Origin of the sequence: Parachlamydia sp. (genome assembly GCF_050255895.1) — a bacterium.
GTDB classification, from domain to species: Bacteria; Chlamydiota; Chlamydiia; order Chlamydiales; family Parachlamydiaceae; genus Parachlamydia; species Parachlamydia acanthamoebae.
Genome location: NZ_JBFWIR010000041.1, coordinates 19,472 through 28,645, shown reverse-complemented (window position 1 = coordinate 28,645; position 9,174 = coordinate 19,472). Strand labels below are relative to the sequence as shown.

Below are 9,174 nucleotides of genomic sequence, written 5' to 3'. Positions count from 1 at the left end.
TCCGATCTTTTTGCCCACTAGATTACAACTTTTATCCTTTTGCTTGATCCTGATAATTGCCAGCATTTCTCTTTTTATTTGGTATCAATTTTCTTGGATTAAACCTGTTTTTTGGACCTTGGCTGCCATCGCTTTGATTTTATTGGGAAGTGTTTTTTATTCCCGCTTCTTTTCTTCTGTGGATGGAATTATTACTCAGCCCGCTTTTCTTTATCGAGATGCCGGAACGCAGTACGCAAAAGTCCGGGAAGACCCGTTGATTGCCGGATCTAAAGTTGAAGTTTTAGATTTGAATAAGGGCGCGTGGATGAAAATTGCGACGCCAAAAGGCGAAATTGGGTATATCAAGTCCGCAGACATTCAATTGATAGAACCTTATAGGTAGAGAGGTTGATAGGATAAATTTTAATGTTTCAAAAAAATGGAGCTTTGAGATTTAAGGTATTGCTCAAATGCACTGAGTGAGCTATACTTATAAGCAAATTAATGAATATTTTTACGTAGAGTCGTTGAGATGCAAGTAGAGCGAAAAGCTTTATATAATTTGTTACGAATGAATTGGTTACTTGATCCAAGTATAAAAGTTTTAGCTTGGCAAGTAGAGGACTATCGAGCCCTCCCAGTTTTTGAAATTTTTAATCGTTTGCAGGCAAAGCATGTTGACCTGGATAAGGTTAGCCTTACAGCTTTAGCTGAGCATTGTGATAATCCGGAAGATTTGACAGATGAGCTGGTCGAAGGTTCAGAGATTTCTCAGGAAGATGAGGATCAAATCTATCTATTGCTTTTCGAATTATGGCGTAGACTTATTCCTGAAAAGCCTAGTCTTTCTACATTTTGTGATGAATTAGATCATCAAATTTATCTGTATGACCAGGGTAATCTTGATCAGGAAGAAGGAATCCAAGACGTCTTAGCGAATCTCCAAGTTATCTTGGATGAAAATGTAGATGGAGGAGGGAAACCTTTAGAAGTTTTTGAATTGGTCACAAATACTTGTGCGAATGACATCGAAAGCTTTTTATACGACTTTATTGCAGAACAAATTGATCACCACAACTATTCCTATGCCTCAGAGCTCATTGAAGGCTTTCAAAAATATATCAAAGATGAGAAATGGTTTGAGTTCTTAACCACTCGCATTTTAGCTGTCACAGATAGTCATGGTGCCAACCAGCAGGTGCGTCAACTGACCAAAAAAATCATGGCAAAACCTGATTTGGAATTTATCTTCGAAATTTTGACATTTTTGGTGCAAGATGGAGAAAAAGAAGCTTTTGTTAAGCTAGCCAAAAAAGGTGTTTCATTGCTTCAAACGGAAGAGGATTTTCGAGATCTCCTTTTAATCAGCTCGGATTTTTTCCATCACCTGGATCTAGAAAAGCAGGAAGATGCAATTAAAAAAATCTTACAAGCGCGTCATCGCAAATCTATTGCAGAACACGTTAAGGCGCAAGATTCAGACGTTCAGCAATTCGTTAAAATATTAGAATAACGCCCCACGTAATGGGGCGTTGTCCTTTTTTAAACTCTCGGATTGTGGTTTTGTGAGACCTCTTGCTCTTTCTCCCGAGCCACTTTCTTTTGGTTTACATCATTTTTAGAGCCTTTAGCATCCTCTTCTAACTCTACAGCTTTTCTTTTGCATGCAGTTGCATTTGCTTTAATATTTTGTAAATTTAATTCATCCGTAATTCTTTTCTGCAATCGTTTATCTACGAGCAGAGCCTCTCTTTTTGCAAATTCGGAAATGGTCAAATTATTTTGATGAGATTCTATGCATTTTTGCACTGCGATATTCAGTTTTTGTAGGTGATCGATCTTCCATGGAATACTTTCTTCGTAACGTCCATGATAATGATGGATAGTATCTGGCCCGTCTTTCGTTTGGGAGGGGATTGTTGTGTAGCGATGATAAATATGCGTGCATTTCCCCGCCATTTTTTCAATGGAGGCCTGCTGCTTATTTTCGATAGGTGGTTGTTGTGTTCGGGGCTCCTCCGGTCGATAGCTTTCAATGCGGCTCTGGTATTCTAGCATTAAAAAACTGCTCTCGGGAAAGGGGTACTTATAAGTGAATTGTGGAGGCTCTTTAGATAGCTCCATGGGTGCTTCTTTAGCAAATTGTTCCAGCGTGGATTTGTATAGCTCATCTATTATTCTTGTCCACGCATGGTGAGCGATTGCATCGATGCGTATCGCATGCAATATATATTTTAAATGATAAATGTCTTCTTCAAGTAAATGGACCATTTTTCTTCTATGATTCAAAGAAATATGGGGCATTTTAATGAGATCTGAGAGTTTATAAATACAATTCTGAAGCTGATATAAAGCAGCTCCAGAAATGACATCTAGTCTCCTGCTTTCTAAGTCATGGCAATGAGAATAGACAAGGGCTTGATCTAACTCTCTTGTGAAAATGGGGGACTTTTGTCCCCACTGTTCAGAAAATGTATGGTTGTGACTTTCGTTTGGTAACATTTTTTCCTGTAAAAATAATCGAATTTTTTATTGATGATTTAAAACAAAGTTAATGCCTAATTTTTCAGAAGTTTCTTTTTCTGATCGCTCGGCTTTCTCGGATTCGAGTTGTTCTTTTCGGATGTGGGTAAAACGAATTTTAGTTTTTGTTGAAGTTGTTCTTGGTGGCTCAGATCGCCGATCATCGGCAGAGACGTTCTTTCTTCTTGATATTGGGGATGGATGAGGGATAAATGGAGAATCAAAATGGTCTTCAGGTATGAAGGTTGGGTAAGGTGAGCTTTCCTGATTATGAGCTTCAAAAGCAGAATCTCCCATGTCTCTTGGTAAAGGCGATTCAGCACGCTCTCTAAACAAGGGCAGGAGTGTGATTCCTCCTGCAGCTGAGGAAGAAAGTGGTGGAAAGGAAAAACGAGGACTCGGAGCGCTAAGGGGCGAACCAAAGCGATCTGTTGATGGAGATATGGGGTGGGGTGAGATTTTCCTATGAGTGGATAATGGTGAATGACTAGGGCTAGAAGGTACTCTAAACAATGAATAGCGCGGTGATGTCGCTTTTTTACTTGGAATTTCTGTCGCTCGTCTTGCAGCTTCAGAAAGATATGATTGAGGGGAAAACAGAGGAAATTTAAGGGGCGTTGTTGATGGAAATATGGGATGAGGTGAGTTTTTTGAAGGGAGGGGAGATCCAATGGTAGAAGAACTTCTTGCTGACGGTGATTCGAAATGCATACTAAACAGAGGAGAGGAGTGTGAGGGGGTCTTGGATTGACTATGGGGTTCCCCAGCTCTTGCTGCTACGGATAGGCGTTGCTGAAGCTGATTGTGAAATTCGGTAGGTCTTATCCTTTTATTTCTTGGTAGTGGTGATTGGGGAAAGGTGGATGAGTCTTCAGATTCTTCGGGAGAATGTCTTTTTCTTGAATAAGTGGTGAACTCTGATTGAGGTTTTTCTGAAGTGTCATTTAAATCACAGCTAAAAGAGTCAGACTCCGTAGAATCCGATTCTTTTTCTACTGCGGAGCTTTGCATTAAAGCTTTTTCCTTTGCTTCAAGTTGCATTCTTATGTGCTTAATGAGGCTATTTTCTTTTTCTAATAATTTTTCTTGCTCTTCTGGATGCTCTGCTAGAGCTTTGAAATGAAAATCGCAACAATGAGAGATTTTTTCCATGAGATCTTTTAACTGAGGAATAGTTCGCGTAGAAAGATATGTGCTTTTTAGATAAAGCCCATGAGTATGTTCGCATGTTTTAGATTCACTATTGAAGAAGGGCTGTTTTTTTTTAGGGCTAAACTTATGCTGGACAGCCAATGCAGAAGTTGGCGAGGATTCAGTTGAGCTTGTGGGGGAAGCATGAGAACTTTCTGAGTAACGCGAGAGTGTTTCAGTAAAGAGTCTAGTGATATAGTCACTGATTAGATCAGCATCATTTTTTTGAAGGGGAACACAATTAAAAACGGTTTTAAAAAGTTTGATGTCGCTTATAAAAGATAGGAATATTTTTTTTTTAATTTGAGGGGGGAAAATGATTAGATCAGATCGAATTTGAGAGCTAAAAAATTCTAAACATTTTTGTATTTTTTCTAGCTCTTGAAAAAGATGATTTTCACTAACAAGGGGGCGCTGGGCAGCATCGAAAAGTAAGCTTATATGACAATGATTATGGCGAGTTGTGCAGCCATTTGGTCCAAGGCCTATTTCAGGAGAGGTGCATAGCCACTCGTCTTGATTTAATGGATTTGTTCCTGTTATTTGCATAATATTTCACCTTTGATAAAAGTTATTTGTTTTGTGCTTTGATTAATATTTTATGTCTATTTTGTTTTTGTCAAACTATGATGTGAATTAATGGTGTTTATTTGTGTTGAGATTTAAAAAGGTAAAAATTGAGTTAGAAAGACAAGCAATCTAAATGGTTTTAAAATTTACGGCAATTAAATAGTTGTAGATATATTCAAGAAAGACTTTCTTAAAGAGATATTAAATTTGGTATGAAGAGGTTATGCTTGATACCAATTATGAAAATTAGTCGGACTTAAAAGAAAAGAAAGCAAAGACTTATTCAAAGCTTGGTTTTTTTCTTGTTGGCGACTTGCAATCGTTGATTGAAGTTTCTTCAAGGGGGTGTTTTGAACTGTACTTGAGGTTACCAGCGCAAGAATATCTAAAATTCCATGTACGACGTCGATGTGTTTCTGCCAGAGAGCTTGAGGTTCATTCTGTTGAATATACTGAATGTCTTTTTTAAATAAATCGATTAAAATTTTTTTCTCATTTTGAGAAGAAGCAATTTGATAGCTAATGTATGTCGAGAATGCATCAATTCGATTAAAAGAAGTTTTTTTTTCGTCTTCTTCTTGATTGGCATCAACATTTTTATTATGGCCATGTAACTGATGTGGACCGAGATTGTTTATGCAAAAATTAGAAATTTGTGTATTCCAATATTGATGGGCTTGCATGATGTGTTTCCTTAATTTCTTATGAAATGTGGCGTTTAGCTATTAAGTATGGAAAGTTTAATTGTAAGCTTAAAGAGATCTATGCAAAATTTATATAGCAGATTTACAGCTACTTGCATAAGTTTATAATAAGTGGAATAATATTTAAATAGTTAAATAATTGCTTAGTTTTTATAGGGGAATTAATCCGCAGGGCAGGCGCCAGATAAACAGGTGTCATCGAAGGCATTACCTTGTAAGCGAAGTCCTTCATATGAAATAGGCTTTAAAGTTTTGACGTAATCGTCGTAGGTAGTCTTGGAAATAACTTCTTGGGGAAGATAGGCATAGCCAAGATCCTGAGCATTTTTTGTCGGGTCATTTCGAAGTAAAAAAGAAACCCCCACATAAACATCCCAATGCGTGAGAAGCCAATCGATGATTTCCGGGATTTCGGAAGGATCATAAGAAATTGTGGTGGATACATTTTGTTCGGACCATGATTCTTGTAGAAGACGATACCATTCAAGTTGAACCACAGCGGAATCTGTATTGATGTCTATTTCTTCAACTGTTCCGTTTTTGTGCGTAACGAGAGCGTGTGTGAAAGGGATTTTTTCGTATCTAATTGGAAATTTAACCAGAACGGACTCTAGTTCAAAAGGCTTTTCCATTACTTCATAACCCGCATTCTTCAAGCGATTAACAAGAGGGTCATATTTTGAAAATGTGATAGAATTTAAAATGTATTTTCCGAGAGGAAGATGGATTCCTTCTGGAACCTCCCCCCATTCTTCTGTCCCCATGATTTTACTTAATGTGCCGCTTGGCTTAACGCAGGTTACATTTTTTGGTAGCGGACTGTTTAGTTCATTCGCCATGCTATAAGCTGCACTAACAGCAATATTTTTCATTCTTTTGTAATCATAGGCTGAAAGAGGGTTTGCTCGAATCCCTGTCAGGCCTACACCGCATAAGTGCAAGAATTGGTTATTCAAATGCCAGGCTTCTTGGAGAATTTCATCGCGTAGATCAACCATGGTTTGTCGATAATTCATTCGCGCTGTTAGATAGAGTGCTCGTTCAAGCCCGGTTTTATCTCCTAAGAAAGCTAAAAGATTGACTTCTGAGAGATTGCAAAAACTTTTATTTCCTAGTAAAACTTCGACACATGGATTACAGCCTTTGAACCAGGGGGCACGTCGCTCTGCCGCCTCAGCATTAATAAGGCCGGGTTCAGAACCTCCTGAATCAATCATTAGCTTGAAAATGTATTCAAGCTCCTCTTTAGATGGTTTGGTTCTAAAAAGCAGGCTATTATTTGACTGCTGCCGGTGGGCGTTATCTTTTAACCACCAATCCTTTTTGGAGGTAGCAAATTCTTCCCATTCGGGTTGTCCATATTCGAAAAGGGCAATTTGCGCAGAACGACGGTTTGATAAGAGGGTGCCAAGCCAATTCACAATGTCCAATATATCGATGCGGGTCAAAAGTTGATCTGCACGGTTAGATAAAAGAGTTGCAATGGCTTTAAAAGCTTTGCTCATGGGAATATCGCCCGAAGATATCCATCCATATCCTTTGACTCTTGCTCCAGCAGGGCGTATTTCTGAAAAATCTAAGACCAGTGTTTTAGCAGGGAATTTACCCGCAATCAGTTTTCCGATGGCCTTTGCCCAAGCGCTTGCAGAATCCCCAACTTTGATTGTCCATGTTTGAGAATGAGGATCATAGTGTTCGACATTATGCTCAAGTCCGCCTTTTTGAATGCGTTTGGATGGGATGATTTGAATGTCTTCTAGTGGTTTTCTAAGGCCATTTAACGTTCCAATAATCGGTTTGAATCCGACTCCACACCCCTGTAAAAGGAGCCATAAAACATCGACAACATCATAGACAGTCTCTACATGTGTGTAAGCGCAATTAAACATGCAGGATTCTCTTACTTGGCTAAGTTCTGTTCCCCCCAGCCACAGCGTGCGTCCGGCAGGAGCGATGCGTCTTTCTAGAATAAGAAGACGTGTTTCTTCCAACTCTTGCATTTCATGGGCATTGAGATTTCGACCTAAAGCTCTTTCCCAGAGCCACTGTTGATGATGGATAACTCTGTTAACAACCTGATCCCAATTTTCAAGAAAATCGGTTTCTTCATCTAGGGGGCGGTGATATGTCCTAAGAGATGCAGCCATGGCTCTTGCTGTAGGTGTTGTCATCACGATCCGCTTTTGTTAAAAATTCATTTTTGGGAACAATGTATTTTGATAGATCTTATAAAAGCCTAATTGTTCTTGGTATAAATCAGGCGCGTATCGATCGATACCAAAAAGGAGGCATTCTTTTTTTTGCTCTATAGATTCTGCTAGCGTTTGAATGCGTAAAATTTGATTGGGAGTGGCTTGCACAAATTTTCCCGTTGTATTGATGTAGTAAGTGAGACCTTCTTTGTCACAATAAAATTTCACTCCGAGATAGCGTAAGGAGGGGTTAAGGGGGGATTCTTGTAAATCGGTCGGAAGATTAAATTGGGCATCCCACTGCATTTTATCTTGAGAATGTAATGCACAATAGTATGTAGAACCTTCTTTTAGAATAAGGCGGTATTTTTCTTCATAAATAAAGACTTTCATTTCCTGAGGTGTTTTTAGCAATTGAATAAAACATCTAAAGCTTTCTAAGGGAGTAGTGAAGACTATATTATTTTCTAGCTGTGAATTCAAAATCGCTTGTTGTTTAATTTCACAAATCTCTTCAAAAGCTTTTTGGAAGGCTCTGATTTGTTTTTGTTGGTAGTTAATTAAAGCCGCGTGAATTTTGAGTTTTAATTGTTCTTTTTTAAACGTAAGGAGAAAATCTTTTTCCAGGGCGATGTGAAGAGGTGAAAGGATCTCAGCAATGATGCTTTCTTTGAAAGGGGGGGTATAAACATCCCCATGTTTTGTATAGTGTATGTTTCTCAGATAAAGATCCATTGCGCGTACGGCTTCAATGATATAAGCCTCGAGAGCGATCACTTTTCCGGTTTTTCTTCTGAAATGATGGCATTTCCCAAAATGTTGATAAAGTAGTTGGAGCATCGGTTGTCGTTGTAGATGTTCATTATCTTGTGTAATTCTTCCCTGTAAATAAGGCATCAAAAACGAACTAACAAAATTTTTAATATTTTTTCGCAGTTTTTGGGATTGACTTGTTTTTAACCTACGGATGATTTCTTCAGTCAGATTAAAAGAGGGAGAGAGGACAAAATGGAAGCGAATTTTGTCAGAAAAGCTTGCGAGTATCGAATCAAAATTGTCCTTTTCGACTGTTTGCAAAATCGTGATTGTTTTGCGCATCACAACATGAAGGGCAAGTTCTTGAATTTTTTTTAGATCAATTTGGTTGTGAAGAGGATAATTTTTAATAACAGCGCTGTGTAATTCATTCACTAAAGGAAGTGTCGATTGTGTTTCGGGGGGTGAAAATGTATCTGTGATAAAATTTTGCAGATAATCCGCAATGAATTGCTTTAAGGGCTTTTCTGGGAGGAGGGGTCCTTTCTTCATGGAAATGGATGCTGGAATGGCGATTTGACAAGGGGTGACATTTTTGGACGAAAGGAATTTAAGCATTTTGTCGGCTATTTCTGCAGAAGTTAAAAATCCTTGAAAAGACAAAAAATTCTGTATTTTAGATAAAAGACGAATGAGGCCCGAGGATTGCTTTTTTGCTTGAACTCTAAAAAGAAACCGTTGTAGGGCCTCTCTTTCTTCTTTAGTGAGTTTTTTAAGCTCTTTTTCTTGTTTTTGAAGAGATTTTAGCATCTTTAGGGCGGAAATTTTTTTAAATGGGATTTGGACAGCTTTTGTTTCAAAAAGTCTGACCTGACGGCCTTTGTAATACAAATAAGAGTGTGAGCCAGTTGGAGAAAAGGTGGCCGTTTTTAAAATGTCCTGAATCGAAATTTTTAACATGTCATTTTTCTTTATGTTAAAAATCACCTTCTTCTTTGCGTTCTTCTACTTCTTCTGGACTGAGAGCTTCTTCTTCGTTGTAGTATTGATCATCTTCATTGTCTCCTCTTTCATCGGCGGGAGTCATGAAGGGCTTTTTTAAATGGTCGCTTGGTCCTTTTTCCTCGTCGCGATCAAAATTAAGGGGTTTAGGGTCATCAGGATTTCTTTTTTTACGTGACATATTCACCTCTTTATTTGGCTTTCTAATTTTTTATATATATATAAAAGAAAGCATTAAAGAGAAGAATTCTTCA

The 9,174-nt window shown here is 38.2% G+C and carries 8 protein-coding genes; 2 read left to right on the top strand and 6 right to left on the bottom strand.

Going from position 1 to position 9,174, the window contains the following annotated elements:
* Both AB7E63_RS08405 and AB7E63_RS08400 read left to right on the top strand, forming a co-directional pair.
* Nucleotides 1-385: SH3 domain-containing protein (locus AB7E63_RS08405; RefSeq protein WP_428419190.1), on the top strand; the 385-nt coding region annotated here is incomplete at its 5' end.
* A gap of 129 nt (nt 386-514) precedes the next feature.
* Nucleotides 515-1,495: a hypothetical protein gene (locus AB7E63_RS08400; protein WP_284452718.1), complete on the top strand. Its 981-nt coding sequence runs from the start codon at nt 515-517 to the stop codon at nt 1,493-1,495.
* Nucleotides 1,496-1,524: 29 nt separating this feature from the next.
* On the opposite strand, the gene AB7E63_RS08395 is transcribed toward AB7E63_RS08400, so the two are convergent.
* The 6 genes from AB7E63_RS08395 to AB7E63_RS08370 all read right to left on the bottom strand — a co-directional run bounded on the left by AB7E63_RS08395 (nt 1,525) and on the right by AB7E63_RS08370 (nt 9,101).
* Nucleotides 1,525-2,484 carry a hypothetical protein gene (locus AB7E63_RS08395; protein WP_006342602.1) on the bottom strand — a complete coding sequence of 320 codons (960 nt, stop codon included), beginning with the start codon at nt 2,482-2,484 and terminating at the stop codon, nt 1,525-1,527.
* Between the two features lie 27 nt (nt 2,485-2,511).
* The gene (locus AB7E63_RS08390) at nt 2,512-4,245 is read right to left on the bottom strand and encodes a hypothetical protein (RefSeq protein WP_006342603.1); all 1,734 of its coding nucleotides are present in this window, start codon (nt 4,243-4,245) and stop codon (nt 2,512-2,514) included.
* A 242-nt stretch (nt 4,246-4,487) separates the two neighbouring features.
* Entirely contained in the window at nt 4,488-4,949 is a 462-nt protein-coding gene (locus AB7E63_RS08385; RefSeq protein WP_006342604.1) for a hypothetical protein, read from the bottom strand.
* Between the two features lie 182 nt (nt 4,950-5,131).
* Nucleotides 5,132-7,141: a ribonucleoside-triphosphate reductase, adenosylcobalamin-dependent gene (nrdJ, locus tag AB7E63_RS08380; RefSeq protein ID WP_006342605.1), complete on the bottom strand. Its 2,010-nt coding sequence runs from the start codon at nt 7,139-7,141 to the stop codon at nt 5,132-5,134.
* Nucleotides 7,142-7,156: 15 nt separating this feature from the next.
* Complete coding sequence (locus tag AB7E63_RS08375; RefSeq protein WP_006342606.1) at nt 7,157-8,878, bottom strand: hypothetical protein; 1,722 nt, start codon at nt 8,876-8,878, stop codon at nt 7,157-7,159.
* Nucleotides 8,879-8,894: 16 nt separating this feature from the next.
* Nucleotides 8,895-9,101 (bottom strand): hypothetical protein, encoded by a 207-nt coding sequence (locus AB7E63_RS08370; protein ID WP_284452717.1) that lies wholly within the window; start codon nt 9,099-9,101, stop codon nt 8,895-8,897.
* Nucleotides 9,102-9,174: the final 73 nt, after the last annotated feature.